Source organism: Mycobacterium branderi, assembly GCF_010728725.1.
In the GTDB taxonomy this organism is placed as follows: Bacteria; Actinomycetota; Actinomycetes; order Mycobacteriales; family Mycobacteriaceae; genus Mycobacterium; species Mycobacterium branderi.
In genome coordinates this window covers 3,179,897-3,199,134 of the sequence record NZ_AP022606.1, presented here as the reverse complement: position 1 = coordinate 3,199,134, position 19,238 = coordinate 3,179,897, and the positions used below count along the sequence as shown (strand labels likewise).

3 protein-coding genes and 1 pseudogene are annotated in these 19,238 nt (G+C 65.3%); all 4 read right to left on the bottom strand.

Annotation, left to right across the window (positions count from 1 at the left end):
- Nucleotides 1-2 precede the first annotated feature (2 nt).
- The gene (locus G6N47_RS29700) at nt 3-14,549 is read right to left on the bottom strand and encodes an amino acid adenylation domain-containing protein (RefSeq protein WP_408633079.1); all 14,547 of its coding nucleotides are present in this window, start codon (nt 14,547-14,549) and stop codon (nt 3-5) included.
- Nucleotides 14,531-16,992: pseudogene (locus G6N47_RS30160) on the bottom strand (AMP-binding protein). The gene G6N47_RS29700 and the pseudogene G6N47_RS30160 overlap by 19 nt, the downstream one beginning before the upstream one ends.
- 23 nt (nt 16,993-17,015) lie before the next feature.
- Entirely contained in the window at nt 17,016-17,246 is a 231-nt protein-coding gene (locus G6N47_RS16155) for an MbtH family protein (RefSeq protein WP_062538383.1), read from the bottom strand.
- Between the two features lie 451 nt (nt 17,247-17,697).
- Entirely contained in the window at nt 17,698-18,798 is a 1,101-nt protein-coding gene (locus G6N47_RS16150) for a class I SAM-dependent methyltransferase (RefSeq protein WP_083133622.1), read from the bottom strand.
- Nucleotides 18,799-19,238: the final 440 nt, after the last annotated feature.

The window sequence follows — 19,238 nt, the reverse complement described above, 5'->3', positions numbered from 1 at the left end:
AATTATGAATCGCTGGCCGGACTCGCAGCAGAGACGTCCGCCACCGCCTGGCTCAAGCCTCTGACGGTCGGCGCGTCGACCAAGGCCGAGACCGCAAGCCGGGTATCAAGGGCCGAGTTGATCGCGGCGATCACCCGCATCGCCGACAGCGAGTCGCCGCCCAGATCGAAAAACGACTCGTCGACCCCGACATGGTCGACTCCCAGCACCTGGGCGTAGATGTCGGCCAGGATCTGCTCGACGAGGTTAGCCGGATTGCGATAACCGTTGCCGTTGCCGCGCTTTTGGAGTGCCGGCGCCGCCGAGATCAACTGGGGACGCCCACTTCCGTCAAGCAGGTCCAGTGACGACAACGGCCGTGCCGGGTCGGCGGTCATGGCCATCAACACGGTTGTGAACCGCTCCATCAACACCTCGATGCTTACCTCGTCGAACACGTCGGTGCGGTATTGCACGCGCAGGTCCAGTTCGCTGCCCGGCACGGCCTGCAGGGCCAGCGGGTAGTGGTAATAGTCGCGAACGGTGAACTGGGCGATCGTCGTCTCGAGGTTCTCTGCTAATGCCGGGGTGTCGATCGGATAATTCTCGTAAACCAAAACGGTGTCGAACAGTCTTTCCTGGCCGGTGAGTCGGTGAATGTCGCTCAGCCCGAGATGCTGGTGCTCGAATGTGTCGTTGTGCGTGCGCTGCAGCTGATCCAGCAAGTCGGTGGTGGTGGTCTCCGCGGTGATGGTCGCCCGCACCGGCACCGTGTTGATCAACAGCCCCACCATCGATTCCGCGCCGACCACCTCGGCCGGCCGCCCCGAGACCACGGCACCGAACGCCACGTCGCGCTGACCGGTCAGCCACATCAACACCGCAGCCCAGGCGGCCTGCAGCAGCGTGTTGACGGTGGTGTGTGACGAGCGGGCCAGGTCGTTGATCGCCTGCGTGGTTTCCGCCGATACCTGAAACGATGCAATGGCTCGTGGCCCCAGCCCCAACCGATCCGGTGGCCCCACCAATGTCGGCGTGCCGAAACCGGCCAGCACATCACGCCAAACCGCTTGGGCGGCAGCCCGATCCCGATCGGCCAGCCAGGTGACAAAGCGGCGATATGGCGCAGCGGCGGACAGTCGCTGCCCGAAGTAGCCGGCGAATATCTCCCAGAGCAGGATCGGCATCGACCAGCCATCCGCCAGGATGTGGTGATTGGTCAGCACAAACCGGTGCCGATCTGGTGCGGTTCGGACCAGCGCCGCTCGGAAGGCCGGCTGATCGGCGAGGTCATAGACCGCGGCACGTTCGGCGGCGCACAGGCGCTGGATCTGTTCCTCGATGTCGCCGCCGTCGAGCTCGACGTATCGCCACGGCGCCACGGGATCTCGGGGGATGATCTGTACCGGTTCGTCGTAGTGTGCGCAGAATCGGGCCGCCAGGTTGGGATACCGGTTGACCACCGCGTGCACCGCGTCGCGCAGGCGGTCGGGGTCCAGCGGGCCGGTGAACGTGAAATCGAGCTGCACCGCATACACATCGTCATCGCTGCCTTGCGCTGCACTGGCGTGGAAAAGCAGCCCCTGCTGCAAAGGGGTCAGCGGCAACACATCGGCGATTGGGTATCGCCGCGCTAACTCGTCGATCTGCTGCTGGCTAAGACGGGCAGGAACGATGTCCGACGGGGTCAGCCCGCCCCCGCCGTCTCGCACATGCGCGCAGATCCCGGCCAGTGCCTCAAACCACAACTGGCTCAACCGGTTAGCTTGGGCGCCGTCGAGCGCCGAGGGCGCCCACATCCAATCGGCGTGCAGCTGCGGGCCCGAGTCGGTGTCGACCGTGCCGGCGTTGAGTTCTACCGTGTGCGCCAACGCCATGGGTACCGCCGTGGCGGCGCCGGTGATCGCCGCGCCGTCCTGGCAGACCCGCCAGCCATCGCCGGACCTGTCGGCTCCCGCGGCACCAAGACGCCCCAGATAGTTGAACCCGATCGGTGGGTCGGCCGCGTCCAACTGGACATCGGGGTTCAAATAGCGCAGCACGCCGTAGCTCAAAGCATCGGGCAGGGCGCGAAGCTGTTCTTTGGCGTCCTTGATCAGCGCGCCGAGTCCGGTGTCACCGGCCTTGACGTGCGTCCAGTCCAGTCCACCGACCGTCAAGGCCACCGGATACTTCGTGGTGAACCACCCCACGGTGCGGGACAGGTCTACATCGGCGGCGAGCTCCTCGTGGCGCCCGTGCCCCTCGACGTCGATGCCGATCGGCGCGCCGGGATTGTCCAAGAACTCCGTCCACGCCAAGGCGAACGCGATCAAAAGGATGTCGTGCACCCCGGCGTGAAACGCCGCCGGCACCTCGCCCAGCAGCATGCGGGTGGCGTCGACGTCCAAGGTCGCCGTCAGATGCCGGGCGGTGGCAAACGTGTCGACCTCCGGGCGCACTGGCGGCAACGCTGCGGGCGCTGCGGCCACCCGGCGCCACACGCCCGCCTGCTGCACCACCTCCGGCTGGCGCGCGTGCTCGGCGAGCAGCGAGGACCATCGCGCAAACGAGGTGCCCGTCGCCGGCAATGCAAGCGGCTGCTCGCTGCGACGCTGGGTCCAGGCGATGTTGAGGTCCTCCAACAGGATTCGCCACGACACCCCGTCGACGGCCAGGTGGTGAACGATCAGCACCAGCTGCTCCGTGGAGGCAACCCAGAGCGCGCTGAGCATTAGCCCGGCGGCCGGGTTCAGCCGAGCGCGCGCCGCCACCAGCACCTCGTCGGAGAGCGCGTCAACGGTCTGCAGGCAGTCCCCGGCATCGACGGAACCGGGCGCCGGCACGGTCAATCCGTCGTCGTCGGTACGCGCCCGCAGCATGGCATGCCGATCCAGCAAGGCCTGCAGCAGCACAACCACATCGGTCTCGGTGGCTCCCGCCGGGGCTTGCAGCAGCATCGTCTGGTTGAACTGTTCAACCGCGCCGTCCATGCTGTGCAGCCAGCGCATGATCGGTGTCGCGGCCACCCGACCACTGCCGTCGTCGAGGGGGCCGCTCTCGCCGTCGGCCACCCGGGCCACCCGGGCCAGGCGGGCCACGGTCTGCTCGACGAAAATATCGCGCGGCCGGCAGACCAGTCCGGCGGCGCGGGCGCGCGCCACCACCTGCATCGACAAAATGCTGTCCCCGCCGAGTTCGAAGAACGACTCGTCGACACTGACGTGCTCCAAGCCGAGCACCTGGGCGTAGATGCCGGCCAGGATCTCCTCGGTGACGTTGTCCGGCGCGCGGAAACGATCGCCACTCTGGTATTCGGGTGCAGGTAGGGCGCGGGTGTCGAGTTTGCCGTTGGGGGTCAGCGGCAGCGCCTCGATCACCACCACCGCGGCCGGCACCATGTATGCCGGCAGCCGCTCGGCCACCGCGCTGCGCACCGCGGCGGCGTCGACGGTCCCGGTCACATAACCCACCAGCCGCTTGTCACCGGGGTGGTCTTCGCGGGCGATCACCGCCGCCTGCTGCACCCCTTCGCAGCCGGCCAGGGCTGCCTGCACGTCGCCGAGTTCTATGCGATACCCGCGGATCTTGACCTGCTCGTCGGCGCGCCCCAGATACCGCAGTTGCCCATCGGCGCCCCAGGACACCAGATCTCCGGTGCGATACATCCGCGTTCCCGGCGCCCCAAAGGGACAGGCCACAAACCGCGTCGCGGTCAACCCGGCACGGCCCACATACCCGCAGGCCACCCCGGCGCCGGCCACATACAACTCCCCGACCACTCCGACAGGAACCGTGCGCATCCACCCGTCGAGCACGAAGAAGCCCAGATGTGCCAACGGCACCCCGATGGGGCTGGCATTGCGGACGACGTCGGCGTCGACGATCTCCCGGAACGAGGCATGCACGGTGGTCTCGGTGATGCCATACATGTTGATCATGCGCGGCAAACCCGGGTGGTTGTCAAACCACGTCCGAAGGCGTTGTGGCTCAAGGGCTTCCCCGCCAAACACCACAGCGTCGAGATTGAGCGCTCGGCCCAGCTCGGGTGCCAGCGCATCGGCGGTTTGCAGTGCATAAAACGCCGACGGGGTCTGGCTCAGGACGTTCACTTGTTCGGCAACCAGCAAGGCGTGCAAGTCTTCCGGCGAGCGGACCACCGAATCGGGTGCCACCACTACCCGTCCGCCGTGCAGCAGCGCGCCGAAGATTTCCCACACCGAAAAGTCGAACGCCAACGAATGGCACTGCGACCACGCCTGTCCCGGTGACAGCTCGAGCTCAGTGTCTAGTGCCTCCAGCAGCTCGATGACGTTGCGGTGCGCGACGGCCACGCCCTTGGGCACCCCGGTGGTGCCGGAGGTGTAGATGAGGTAGGCGATGTCGTCGGGGGCCGGCGCCGGCAACGCGGTGCCGGGTTGGGCATCCACCGCGGGGTCGTTGACATCCACGACCGTCAGGTCGTATCCGTCGAGCCGCGAGCGCAGCTGCGCGGTGGTGACTGCGGCGATCGGCGCGGCATCGGCGAGCATGAACTGCATCCGCGTCGCGGGCATGACCGGGTCGATCGGCACATATGCGGCCCCGGTCTTCAGCACCGCCATGATGGCCACGATCGCCTCGGCCGAGCGCGAAAACAGCAGGGCCACACGCTGTCCCGCTGCCACACCCCGCTCGGCCAGTAGATGCGCCAAGCGGTTGGACGCCTCGTCGAGTTCCCGATAGGTCATCGGCACGCCGTCGAAGGTCACCGCCACCTCGTCGGGGGCGAGAGCCACTTGTGCCGCGAACAGCTCCGGAATCGAGCCCGGCGACGGTGCGGGCCGGGTCAATGTCGCGCGGTTGCCGATCTCGTCCAGGCGGGCATGTTCGGCGGCGTCCAGCAGATCGATCGAAGACAACGGCCGGGCCGGCTCGGCGGTCATCGCCGCCAACACCCGTTCCAATCGCTCGATCAGTGTCTGGATGGAGGTTTCGTCGAACACGTCGGTACGGAATTCCACTGTGCCGCCGATGCCAGCGGGTTCCCCGGTCTCGCTCCAGCGTTCGGCCAGGGAGAATGTCAGATCCATCCGGGCGGTGCGGGTATCCAACGGCAACGGCGTGACCTGCAGATCACCCAACCCCACCCCGGCCGTGGGGTCGGTTTGCCCGGTGAAGTTCTGCCAGGCCAGCATCGCCTGGACCAGCGGGTGGTGGGTCAGGCTTCGGATCGGGTTGAGCCGCTCCACCAACACCTCGAACGGCACGTCCTGGTGCTCGTAGGCGGCCACTCCCCGTTGCCGCACCTGCGCCAGCAGTTCTTCGACCGTGGGGTCACCGGCCAGGTCAACCCGCAGCACCAAGGTGTTGACGAAGAACCCGGCCAGGTCGTCCAGCAGCGGGTCGGGGCGTCCGGCGATCGGGAAGCCCAGCGCCACATCGGAACTCGTGCTGAGCTTGGACAACAGCACCGCCAGCGCGGCCTGAACCACCATGAAGCTGGTGACGTTGTGGTCCCGGGCCGCCCGGGCCACACGCTGTTGCAGCTCGGCCGGCCATTCCACCGCCACCGTGGCGCCGCGCTGATCGGCAACCGGCGGATAAGGCCGATCGGTGGGCAGTTGCAGCCGCTCGGGCATTCCGGCCAAAGCCTGCTCCCAGAACGCCAGTTGCGTGGCGATCAGGCTGTCGTCGTCGTCGATGTCGCCGAATTGCTCACGCTGCCACAGCGTGTAGTCGACATACTGCACCGGCAGCTCGGCCCACTCCGGGGACTGCCCCGCGCACCGGCTGGCGTAAGCGATCGCCAGGTCACGCGCCAGCGGAGTAATCGACCAGCCGTCGGCGGCGATATGGTGCACCACGATCACCAGCACGTGCTCGTCGCCGGCAGCGCGGAAAAGCCTTGCCTGCAAGGGGATTTCGGTAGCAAGCTCGAACGTGTAGCGCGCTACCGTGCCGATGGCGTCATCCAGCCGGTCTGCCGACCACCCGGTCGCGTCGACGATCTCCCACCCGAAGTCGGCCCGCTCAGTCGGGGTGACGACCTGCCGTGGTGTTGCTTCCACTGCCGGGAAGAGAGTGCGCAGGCTTTCATGGCGGCCGACCACATCGGTAAGCGCCCGTCCTAGCGCGTCGGCATCCAGCGGCCCGCCCAACCGCAGCGCGGTCGCGATGTTGTAAACCGGTGAGGCGCCGTGCAACTGGTCGATGAACCACAGCCGGTTTTGGGCAAATGACAACGGCACCACCGCGGGCCGTTGCCGCGCGGTCAGCGGCTGCAGCCGCCGTGCGGTCCGACCGGTTCGGGGCGCCAACTGGGCCACCGTGGGCGCCTCGAACACCGCCCGCACTGAAAGGCCGGCATCGAGGTTGGTGTTGATCGCCGCAACCAGCCGCATCGCCGAAATGCTGTCGCCACCCAGGTCGAAGAAGGAGTCGTCGACGCCGACACGCTCGAGGCCGAGAACCTGCGCGTAGATGCCCGCCAGGATCTCTTCGGTGGGGCTGCTCGGAGCGCGGTAACCGGCATCGTGATAGTCCGGGGCCGGCAGGGCCCGGGTGTCGAGTTTGCCGTTGGGCGTCAAAGGCCATGTGTCAAGCGCCATTACAGCCGCGGGAACCATATAGGCCGGGAGTCGCTCAGCGAGCGCGCCGCGTATCTGGGCGGGATCGGCGGTGCCGGTGACGTAGCCGACAAGGCGCTTGTTACCGGGCTGGTCTTCGCGGGCGATCACCACCGCCTGCTGGACACCGTCACATCCGGCCAGCGCCGCCTGAACCTCGCCGAGTTCGATGCGATACCCGCGAATCTTCACCTGCTCATCGATGCGGCCCAGGTAATCCAGCTGCCCATCGGCGCGCCAGCGCACCAAGTCTCCGGTGCGATACATCCGCGATCCGGCACTTCCGAAGGGGCAGGCCACAAATCGCGACGCCGTCAACGGACCCCGGCCCACGTAGCCGAACGCCACCCCGGCGCCGGCGACATACAACTCACCCACCACCCCGACGGGCACGGGCCGCAACCAGCTGTCGAGCACGAACAACGCCGCGCCCGACACCGGGGAGCCGATCGGGACTCCCGACCCCGGTGTCAGCGGCGCGCTGATCGCCACGCACATCGTGGTCTCGGTGGGCCCGTAGGCGTTGACCATCACCCGCCCCGGCGCCCAGCGGTCCACCACCTCGGCCGGACATGCCTCGCCGACCATCACCAACGCCGCCGACTCCAACCCTTGCGGGGAGAGCACCTGCACCGCCGACGGAGTCTGGGTCAGCACACTGACGCGTTCATCGACCAACGCGGCGTGCAAGTCCTCCGAGGAGGCGCCCACCGATTCGGGCACCACCACCACCCGGCCGCCGCGCAGCAGCGCACCGAAGATCTCCCACACCGAGACGTCGAAGGCCAACGAGTGGCTGTGCGACCACACTCCGGCGGCGGGCAGCCCGGCGTCCAGGGTTTCCAACAGCGCAGTGACGTTGCGGTGGGTGATGGCCACGCCCTTGGGCACCCCGGTGGTGCCGGAGGTGTAGATCAGGTAGGCGACGTCGTCGACCGCCGGTGCCGCCAAACCCGTTGCGGGATAAGCGTTGATGCGGGGGTCGTCGATATCGATGACCGCCACGTGCTGGCCGCCGAGCCGGTCGGCCAGAGCTGCGGTGGTGATCGCGGCCATTGGCGCGGCATCGGCCAGCATGAACTCGATGCGGGCCGACGGCAGCCCTGAGTCGATCGGCAGGTACGCCGCGCCGGACTTGAGTACCGCCATGATCGCCACGATGGCTTCGACCGACCGCGAAAACAGCAGCGCCACACACTGACCCGGGCCCGCACCGTGCGCAACCAACAGGTGCGCCAACCGGTTCGACGCCTCATCGAGTTCGCGGTACGTCATCGTGCGGCCCTGGCAGCTGATCGCCACCGCCTCGGGCACACGGGCCACCTGCTCGGTGAACAACACCGGCACCGACACCGCGGTCATCGGCGCGGTCAACACCGCCCGGTTACCCCAGACGTCCAGCCGGGCACGCTCGTCTTCACCGAGCAGATCCACCGATGACAGCGCGCGCGTGGGATCAGCCGTGAGCGCCAACAACACCCGCCGCAGCCGCTCGATCAGCGCCTCGATGCTGGCCGCGTCGAATACGTCGGTGCGAAACTCCACATCGCCGCGGATCCCGGCGGGGGCACCGGCCTCGTCCCAACGCTCGCCCAACGAAAACACCAAATCCATTCGGGCGGTGCGAGTATCGATCGGCATCGGCGTGACATGCAGATCCCGAAGCGCCAATCCGGTAGCGGGATCCCGGTCCTGCCAGGCCAACGCCACCTGGACCAACGGGGAATGGGTCAGGCTTCGGGTCGGGTTGAGCCGCTCCACCAACACCTCGAACGGCACGTCTTGGTGTTCGTAGGCGGCCAAGCTGCGCGCGCGCACCTGAGCGAGCAGATCGGCGACCGTGGGATCGCCGGTTAGATCAACCCGCAGCACCAAGGTGTTGACGAAGAACCCGACCAGCTCATCGAGGGCGGGGTCACGGCGCCCCGCGATCGGGAATCCCACCGCCACATCGGCACTGGCGCTGAGCTTTCCCAGCAGCACAGCCAGGGCGGCGTGCATCACCATGAAACTGGTCGCGTTGTGCTCGCGGGCCACTCGCGCCACCCGCTGCTGCAATTCGGCCGGCCAGTCGATCGCTACCCGGGTGCCGCGGTGGTCGGCAACCGGCGGATAGGGCCGATCGGTGGGCAACTGCAGCCGCTCTGGCAACCCGGCCAGCGCGTCCTCCCAGAACGCCAACTGCGCGGCGATCGGGCTATCGCTCTCGTCGAGATCGCCCAACTGGTCGCGTTGCCACAGCGCGTAATCGGCGTACTGCACCGGCAATTCGCCCCATTCGGGGGGTTCTCCGCTGCACCGGCTGGCATATGCCGCGCCCAGGTCACGCGCCAGCGGGGTGATGGACCAGCCGTCGGCGGCGATGTGGTGCACGACGATTACCAGCACGTGCGCGTCGTCGCGGACGCGGAAAAGCCTTGCCCGCAAGGGGGTTTCAGAAGCCAAATCGAACGTGTGATGCGCTGCCGCGGTTACGGCTTCATCCAGCCGGGCTCGCGACCACGCGGTGGCGTCAACGACGTCCCACCCGAAATCGGCCCGCTCGGGCGGTATTACCACCTGGTGCGGAATGCCCTCCGGCGCGACGAACAGGGTGCGCAGGCTCTCGTGGCGGCCCACCACGTCGCGCAGCGCTTGGCCCAATGCATCGACGTCAAGGCGCCCGCGCAGCCGCAACGCGGTCGCCATGTTGTACATCGGTGAGGGTCCCTGCAGCTGGTCGATGAACCACAACCGCTGCTGGGCGAACGACAGTGGGATCACTGCCGGCCGCTGCACCGCTGCCAACGGCTCGAGCCGACGCGCCGCGCCGCCGATGCGGTGCGCCAACTGCGCAACTGTGGGCGCCTCGAACACCGCACGCACCTCGAGTCCGGCATCCAGACCGGTGTTGATCGCTGCGACAAGGCGCACCGCCGATAACGAATCGCCGCCGAGTTCGAAGAAGGAGTCGTCGACGCCGACTCGCTCGAGGCCCAGGACTTGGGCGTAGATGCCGGCCAGCAGTTCTTCGATGGCGTTGGCCGGGGCGCGGTAGCGATCGGCGTCGGCATATTCCGGTGCCGGCAGCGCCCGCTTGTCCAGCTTGCCGTTGACCGTCAACGGGATAACATCAAGCGCCACAATGGCCGCCGGCACCATATAGGCCGGCAACCGTTCGCCCAGCCGCTGGCGTACGTCGGTCGGATCAGCGCTGCCGGTGATGTACCCCACCAACCGCTTATCACCCGGGCGGTCCTCACGCACAATCACCGCCGCCTGCCCGACCCCATCCAAACCGGTTAAGGCTGCCTGGATTTCACCAAGCTCGATGCGATACCCACGAATCTTGACCTGCTCATCGGCACGCCCCAAATAGCTCAACTGCCCCGCAGCATCCCAACGCACCAAATCCCCGGTGCGATACATCCGCTGCCCCGACCCCCCGAACGGACACGCCACAAACCGCGACGACGTCAACCCCGCCCGGCCCACATACCCAAACCCGACACCACCACCGGCCACATACAACTCACCCACCACACCCGCGGGCACCGGACGCAACCACCCATCCAGCACAAAAAACCCAAGATGCGCCAACGGCACCCCCACCGGGCTCACCACACCATCGACATCACCGGCGCCGATCTCACGAAACGACGCATGCACCGTCGTCTCGGTAGTGCCATACATATTGACCAACCGCGGCGCCCCCGGATGACGCTGCAACCACCCCCCAAGACGCGCCGGCTCCAACGCTTCCCCGGCAAAGATCACCGTCTCCAACTTGAGCTGACGACCCAACTCCGGCGCCAACGCATCAGCAGTCTGCAACGCATAAAACGCCGACGGCGTCTGACTCAACACACTGACCTGCTCGGCGGCCAACAACGCGTGGAAATCCTCCGGCGAACGCGCCACCGACTCGGGCACCACCACCAACCGGCCCCCATGCAGCAACGCACCCCACATCTCACACACCGAGACGTCAAACGCCAACGAATGCCACAGCGACCACACCTGCCCGGCCAACTCCAAGCCCTCGCCCAGCGACGCCATCAGCTCGATCACGTTGCGATGAGAAATCGCAACCCCTTTGGGCACACCCGTCGTACCCGAGGTGTAAATCACATACGCCAAATCATCAGCAGCCGGCACCGCCAACCCCACACCGGACTGGGCATCCACCACCGGGTCATCCACATCAATGACCGGCACACCCAAACCATCCAGCCGATCAACCAACCCCCCCGACGTAACCACCACCACCGGCGCCGCATCACCAACCACAAACGCCACCCGCGACACCGGCACCGCCGGATCAATCGGCACATACGCCGCACCCGACTTCAACACCGCCAAAATCGCCGCCACCGCCTCAACCGAACGCGGCAACAACAACCCCACCCGCTGCCCACGACCCGCCCCATGAGCAACCAACAAGCGCGCCAACCGATTCGACGCCTCATCAAGCTCCCGATACGTCACCGAACGGTCACCACAACTGACGGCCACCGCCTCCGGCGCACGCAACACCTGCTCACCAAACACCGCCGGAATCGACCCCACCGACACCGACGGCGCGCTCAACACCCCCCAATTACCCCACCCCAACAACCGGGCACACTCAACCTCATCCACCACACCCACCGACGACACCAACCCACCCGGATCAGCCGCCATCCCCACCAACACCCGCTCCAACCGCGCGATGAGCGTGCGGATGTCGGCGGGGCTGAACAGCTCGGTGTCGTATTCGACGCGCAAACCGAGTTCATTACCCGGCAGGGCCTGCACGGCCAGCGGGTAGTGGTTGTATTCCCAGTTGCTGAACTCGGTTATCGCCACGCCGCCGCTCTTCGACAGCGCGGTCGTGTCGAGCGGATAGTTCTCGAATACAAACAGGGTGTCAAACAGGTGGTCATGACCGACGAGGCGATGGATGTCGGCAAGCGCCACATGCTGATGCTCAAGCGTGTGGTTGTGGTTGTGCTGCAACTGATTCAACAAGTCGATGGTGGTGGTGGCCGCGGTCATGTGTGCGCGCACCGGCACCGTGTTGATCAACATTCCCACCATCGACTCGGCGCCGTGCAGCTCAGCGGGCCGCCCCGACACCGTGGTACCGAAAACCACGTCGTGGCGGCCGGTCAACGTGGCCAGCAGCACCGCCCAGCCGCCCTGCAGCACCGTGTTGACCGTGACGTGCCGTGCGCGGGCCAACTCGCCCAGCGCCCGGGTGGTCTCGGCCGGCACCGTGAACGAGGCCACACCGCGCCGCCCCGACTCCGACCGGCCCGGCTCGGCCATCAACGTGGGTGTGTCAAAACCGGCCAAGACCTCACCCCATGCGGCGCGTGCCGCGTCATGGTCGCGTTCGGCCAGCCAGTCCACAAAGCGGCGGTACGGCGTGGCTGCCGATAACCGTTGCCCGCCATAGCCGGCGAAAATCTCGCCCACCACAATCGGCAACGACCACCCATCGGCGACCATGTGATGAACCGTCACCACCAACTGGTGTCGCTCATCGCCCGTGCGAATCAACACCGCCCGAAACGCCGGCTCCTCGGCTAGGTCACGGACCGCGGCGCGCTCGGCAGCACAGACTCGCTGAATCTCATCGGGGTCGGCATCGAGTTCCAGGTAGCGCCATCCCGGCGCGGGATCGGCCGGGATGATCTGCACCGGCTCGTCGAATTGTTCGCAGAATCGGGCCACCAGAGTCGGGTGCCGGTCGACGACGTGGTGCACCGCCTCACGCAACCGGTGCTGGTCGAGCGGGCCGCTTAACGCGAGATTCAGTTGCAGCACATACAAGTCCTCGCCACCCTCGAGGGCGGTGCGGGTGTGAAACAGCAACCCCTGCTGCAGCGGCGTGAGCGGCAGGATGTCTGCGATCTGGTAGTGCTGGGCCAACTGGTCGATGTGGCGCTGGCTCAGGCGGGCGGGGGCGATATCCGAGGGCGTCAGCCCGCCTCCGCCGCGGCGCACATGCGCGCAGATCCCGGCCAGCGCCTCGAACCACAACCGGTTCAGCTCACCGATTTGCGACTCATCCAAGGCGGACGGCGCCCAGATCCAGTTGGCCTGCAGCTGCGGACCGGAATCGGTGTCCACCGTGGCGGCGTTGAGATCTACCGTGTGGGCCAGCGGCATCGGCAGCGCCGCACCGGCAGCGGTCAACGACAAGCCCTCATCGCTGATTCGCCATACATCGTCGCCGACCTCGGCAGCCGAAACACCAAGCCGCCCAAGGTAGTTGAAGCCGATCGGCGGGTCCGAGCCGGCCAAGTCGACCTCGGTGTTCAGGTAACGCAGCACACCGTAGGTCAGCTCGTTAGGCAGGGCGCGCAACTGCTCCTTGACGTCTTTGAGTACGGCTCCCAGCCCGGCCTCGCCGGCCACCACCTGCCCCCAGGACAGCCCCGTCAGATTCAGCGACACCGGATATTTGGTGGTGAACCAGCCCACCGTGCGCGACAGGTCGACATCGGCAGCGAGTTCCTCGTGCCTGCCATGACCCTCCACGTCGACGCCGATCGGCGCGCCACCAGTGTGGAAGAACTCCGTCAACGCCAACCCGAACGCGATCAGCAGGATGTCGTGCACCCCGGCATGAAACGCCGCCGGTACCTCCCCCAGCAGCATGCGGGTGGTTTCCACATCCAGCTCCGTCGACAAGTGCCCGGCGCTTTCATAGGTATCGACCTCCGGGCGCACCGCCGGCAGCACCGCAGGCGCCGTCGCCGCCTGCCGCCACGTCCCCACCAGTTGCGCGACGTGGGGCGCATGCGCGTACTCGGCCAGCAGCGACGACCACCGCGCAAACGACGTACCGACTGCGGGCAACACCACCGGCTGGCCCGCCCGGCGCTGCGCCCACGCAGTGTTGAGGTCTTCCAACAGGATTCGCCACGACACCCCATCGACGGCCAGATGATGAACGATCAACGCCAGCTGGCCCGCCGAGGCCACCCACAGCGCGCTGAGCATCACCCCGGCCGCCGGGTCCAACCGCGACCGGGCAGCCGCCACCGCCTGCACCGACAACACATCCACCGAGTGCACGCAATCGCGCGCATCGACCGACCCGGCCTCGGGCACCCACAGTGACCAATCCCCGCCGCCATCCGTGACGCGCGCCCGCAACATGGCATGTCGATCCAGCAGCGCCTGCAACAGCGCCACCACATCGGCCTCGGAAACCCCGCCCGGGGCGTGCAACAGCATCGTCTGGTTGAACTGATCCACCGGGCCGCGCATGTCGGCCAGCCAGCGCATGATCGGGGTAGGCGCGACCTGCCCGGTGCCCTCGTCGACCGGGCCGGCCTCACCATCGGCCAACACGGCCACACCGGCCAGCCGGGCCACCGTCTGCTCGACGAACACATCACGCGGCCGACACAACAGACCGGCAGCCCGGGCCCGCGCCGCCACCTGCATCGACAAGATGGAATCGCCGCCGAGTTCGAAGAAGGAGTCGTCGACGCCGACTCGCTCGAGGCCCAGGACTTGGGCGTAGATGCCGGCCAGCAGTTCTTCGATGGCGTTGGCCGGGGCGCGGTAGCGATCGGCGTCGGCATATTCCGGTGCCGGCAGCGCCCGCTTGTCCAGCTTGCCGTTGACCGTCAACGGGATAACATCAAGCGCCACAATGGCCGCCGGCACCATATAGGCCGGCAACCGTTCGCCCAGCCGCTGGCGTACGTCGGTCGGATCAGCGCTGCCGGTGATGTACCCCACCAACCGCTTATCACCCGGGCGGTCCTCACGCACAATCACCGCCGCCTGCCCGACCCCATCCAAACCGGTTAAGGCTGCCTGGATTTCACCAAGCTCGATGCGATACCCACGAATCTTGACCTGCTCATCGGCACGCCCCAAATAGCTCAACTGCCCCGCAGCATCCCAACGCACCAAATCCCCGGTGCGATACATCCGCTGCCCCGACCCCCCGAACGGACACGCCACAAACCGCGACGACGTCAACCCCGCCCGGCCCACATACCCAAACCCGACACCACCACCGGCCACATACAACTCACCCACCACACCGCGGGCACCGGACGCAACCACCCATCCAGCACAAAAAACCCAAGATGCGCCAACGGCACCCCCACCGGGCTCACCACACCATCGACATCACCGGCGCCGATCTCACGAAACGACGCATGCACCGTCGTCTCGGTAGTGCCATACATATTGACCAACCGCGGCGCCCCCGGATGACGCTGCAACCACCCCCCAAGACGCGCCGGCTCCAACGCTTCCCCGGCAAAGATCACCGTCTCCAACTTGAGCTGACGACCCAACTCCGGCGCCAACGCATCAGCAGTCTGCAACGCATAAAACGCCGACGGCGTCTGACTCAACACACTGACCTGCTCGGCGGCCAACAACGCGTGGAAATCCTCCGGCGAACGCGCCACCGACTCGGGCACCACCACCAACCGGCCCCATGCAGCAACGCACCCCACATCTCACACACCGAGACGTCAAACGCCAACGAATGCCACAGCGACCACACCTGCCCGGCCAACTCCAAGCCCTCGCCCAGCGACGCCATCAGCTCGATCACGTTGCGATGAGAAATCGCAACCCCTTTGGGCACACCCGTCGTACCCGAGGTGTAAATCACATACGCCAAATCATCAGCAGCCGGCACCGCCAACCCCACACCGGACTGGGCATCCACCACCGGGTCATCCACATCAATGACCGGCACACCCAAACCATCCAGCCGATCAACCAACCCCCCCGACGTAACCACCACCACCGGCGCCGCATCACCAACCACAAACGCCACCCGCGACACCGGCACCGCCGGATCAATCGGCACATACGCCGCACCCGACTTCAACACCGCCAAAATCGCCGCCACCGCCTCAACCGAACGCGGCAACAACAACCCCACCCGCTGCCCACGACCCGCCCCATGAGCAACCAACAAGCGCGCCAACCGATTCGACGCCTCATCAAGCTCCCGATACGTCACCGAACGGTCACCACAACTGACGGCCACCGCCTCCGGCGCACGCAACACCTGCTCACCAAACACCGCCGGAATCGACCCCACCGACACCGACGGCGCGCTCAACACCCCCCAATTACCCCACCCCAACAACCGGGCACACTCAACCTCATCCACCACACCCACCGACGACACCAACCCACCCGGATCAGCCGCCATCCCCACCAACACCCGCTCCAACCGCCTTGCCAGATCGGGGACGTCGAAGCTCGACCATGGCTGCGCGGCGCCCGCCGTGCTCAAGGACAGTTGGCCGTCGGCGCTCAAGAAAAACAGTTCGAAATGGTCGACGCGGCCGAAACGAGTAACCGCTCCTGTTGCCGGCGTATCAGCGAAGGGCAGAACATTTATCGACGGCACGAAATTCACGCCGACCCTATTGCGTGGCCGCCCTGGACCCCGGTGATGGGCTTTGCGTTCTAGGGCGGGCACCGGGAACCGCTGATGCGCCAGCGCCTCGCGTATCCGCGCGTCGACATGCTCGCAAAAATCGGCAACCGTCGATCCCGGCGAAACCGTCAACACCAGTGGGACAACGCCGGAAACCATTCCGGGAAACGTTCCAGACTCCGGACTTGTTCGCCTGCTCACTGGAAAGTCGAGCACCACCTGTGAGCCCTCGGCACACCACCCTCGCACCAGTAGCGCGCAGGCCGCCGTGATCACCGATGACCGCCGCATCCCCAAGATGTCAGACAACTCGTGGACGCTGGTGACAACCCGAGGATCCAGTTGAACAGAATCAGAAACCGCAGACGAGTCGCGTTGGTCGACCGATTGCGACAGGCCGGAATTTGGCGCACTTTCCGGCGGGAGGTTCTCACTCCAATACGCTAAGTCCTCGGCGTACTGCTCAGATTCCTGGTATTCGGTCTCCCATGCAACCAAATCCTGCAGCGAGCCGAAAAAGGCTGGCGGCTCGGGTGTATCGGCAATCATGGCTGAATAGACCGCGGCTACCCGGTTGGCGAAAAGCACTGTGCCGAACCCGTCGGTCACCAGATGGTGGAAGCACAAGAACCAATAGGATTGGTTCGCCCGCGTTTGAAACAGCGCAAATTTAAATAGCGGCCCAGACGGCGGCATTGGAGTGCGCCGGATCGACTCGGCTATCCGGCGAAACTCCTGCAGCGGATCCGAAAGGTGCGTGAGATCGTAGAATGGGAGCTCGACCTCGGGGTTGTCAATTGGTTTCTGAAAAACCTGGCCATCCACCTCGAAAAAGCCGGCCCTGATCGGCTCGGCCTCTGCCACCACGCGACGGATTGCTTGTTCAAGCACATTCCGTTCAACGGCACCCTCGATTATGGCATGTGCGACTATATGCCATTCTTCATCAAAGCTGCCCGTCTCCTGAGCAAGCCAGATGTCGAGTTGCCCGCGCGAGAGCGGCAGTGCCTCGTCATCAATTTCCATCGGACTCACCGAACCCGGACGGTCTAGCTATCAGATCCCTGACTCTTCGCTAGCCTTTCGCGTAGGCTTTTCGGCCTGATGTCGGGCCAGTTTTGTTCGATGTATTCCAGACACGCGGCGCGGTCGGCTTCGCCGTAAACGACCCGCCAACCGGCGGGAACATCGGCGAAGGTCGGCCACAAGCTGTGTTGCTCCTCATCATTGACCAACACAAAAAAGCTTCCATTTTCATCGTCAAAGGGATTGACGCTCACGAGGTCCCCCTGCTGTCTAATCGACACGAGCACAACAGGTCCAAACTCTACTGGAGCCAACAGAGTGGGTCCAGTTTTCGGCAAAGTTCCTCAGATCATCCCAAGGTGCCCGACGCAGCTCAGCGTTTTGCTCCTGGCATGCGCTCGCGACGATTGTAACTGCTGGGGTCGTGACCAGCAGCGACAGCCTTCGCCTCGCGGTTCGCTACAGGCGGCCATTGGCCTCGCGAGGACCATCCCCTCTGGCGGCGCGAAGTAGAGTAGTCGATTACTCGCTAGCAGCGTTTGCTGTTCTCGCCAGGTAGCGCGCGAACAGACTAGCGTGCGCCCCGCCGCTGAGCCGGCGGCGGACCCCGGAGCTCCTTTCCTGCCGCGCGCTTTGGATCATCGATCAGCTCGAATTTCTCAGCGCATCAATTTGTCGGCATGAGCTAGTTATCTTCTCACGCCTTTACGACGAAGCGGAACGAAGTTTACCCAGACCGGTGATCTCAAGGCTGACCGACTTCCGCTGCCCAGCTGCACCGAGCATGAAAAGGATATCTCCTATCGGCGCACCCAACCAGAATCGCCAAAACGGCCTGCCAAAGCAGGTCCAGACATAGCGGCCCTCTCCGGCCAACCAATACGATGCGATCCAGAGCAGATAATACAACACACGCTTCCGGCGGGCACGGATCATCTCGACATTCATCTCCATGATCTCAAGGCCCCAGGCTCGGTATCGCCAGTTCAGCTGGTAACGGTCTTGAAATTCGTAGAAAGCGCGCATTTCGCCACTAGTAACAAGATACTCGTCAAAGACAAGTATGGAGCCTTCGATAAACCGGTCCTTACAGGTTTCTAGTGCATGGAGACAGCTTTCATATGTGTCCAAATCCATGTGGAACAGGCGGATCGACGCGGCCGGTCGGTCCGCCAGGAATGGTGCCAACGTGTCATAGGTGCTCCCCTTGATGAATTCGACGTTGCGACCGAGCGCGGCGGGTACGCCGTCATGCAAACTGACGCCTGTTTCTCGCATCGCACGTTGCGCTAACGGGTCTGATAGCGAGAACGTGCCGCGCTTCAGGACCTGGTTTTCGAGTTGCCAGTCTTCAACAAGGCCCGTAAAGGTATCGAAGCCGTACACCATGCGTCCGGAGGCATCGGATATGAGTCGCGTGGACCAGCCAATCCAGACGCCTAGATCGAGAAGAAGTTCGTCGGAATTCTTTCCGATTGGCTCCGGCAGGCGGGATGCTTCCCACAACAGTGTGTGGCCTCGAATCCTGCACCGGCGCAGGCCGGAAAGCGTGCGGCCGATAAATGCACGATATGCGTCGTCATAGGCCGTGGTGTCCCGGGCATATAAGTTCGGGATGTAGCGGTCGCGATCCCGGTAGAAAACGCGTGCGCAGAGAACGACTAGCACAACGAGGCCGATGGCGACGGCCAGAGCCGGTAGAAAGTAGCATGCTAAAGCCACACTGAGCGCGATACCGACGAGAATCGCTTTCCAGACCCGATGGAGGGTCGTCCGATCTGCGACGCGCCTATCGACTACACCCATCGGTTCGCCTGCAGGTTCTGGGCTAGGTCGGACTGAACGCGCAACGCCTCAACCTCGCGGCTCTGGACCATCGATGTAGTGTGCCCTCTTGTTTCGTGGGTGGTGTATCGCTCGCCGTACGACGCGGCCGACCACAACTGCAGCATTCGCTCTCGCAACGACATGTACACACCGGGGTGTGCGGCGCCGTGTGCAAAGCTCTTGATAGAGCGGGACTTTACACCATGTCGCCGTAACGACCTCTCGATTCGTGCGTCGTCGGGTGCTTGCTGTACATCCGATTGCCGGGTAGCTGATGATGGCCGGTGAAGGCGCCGCAGCGAGATCCGCGACTCAGTGCACCGGCGTTCGAGATCGGTTGGGCGACTTCATCCTTGAGATCCAAGCTTGGGTTGGCTTCACCGGTAAACTGTCGCGTCGATCCTCGCCTGCAGCTCACG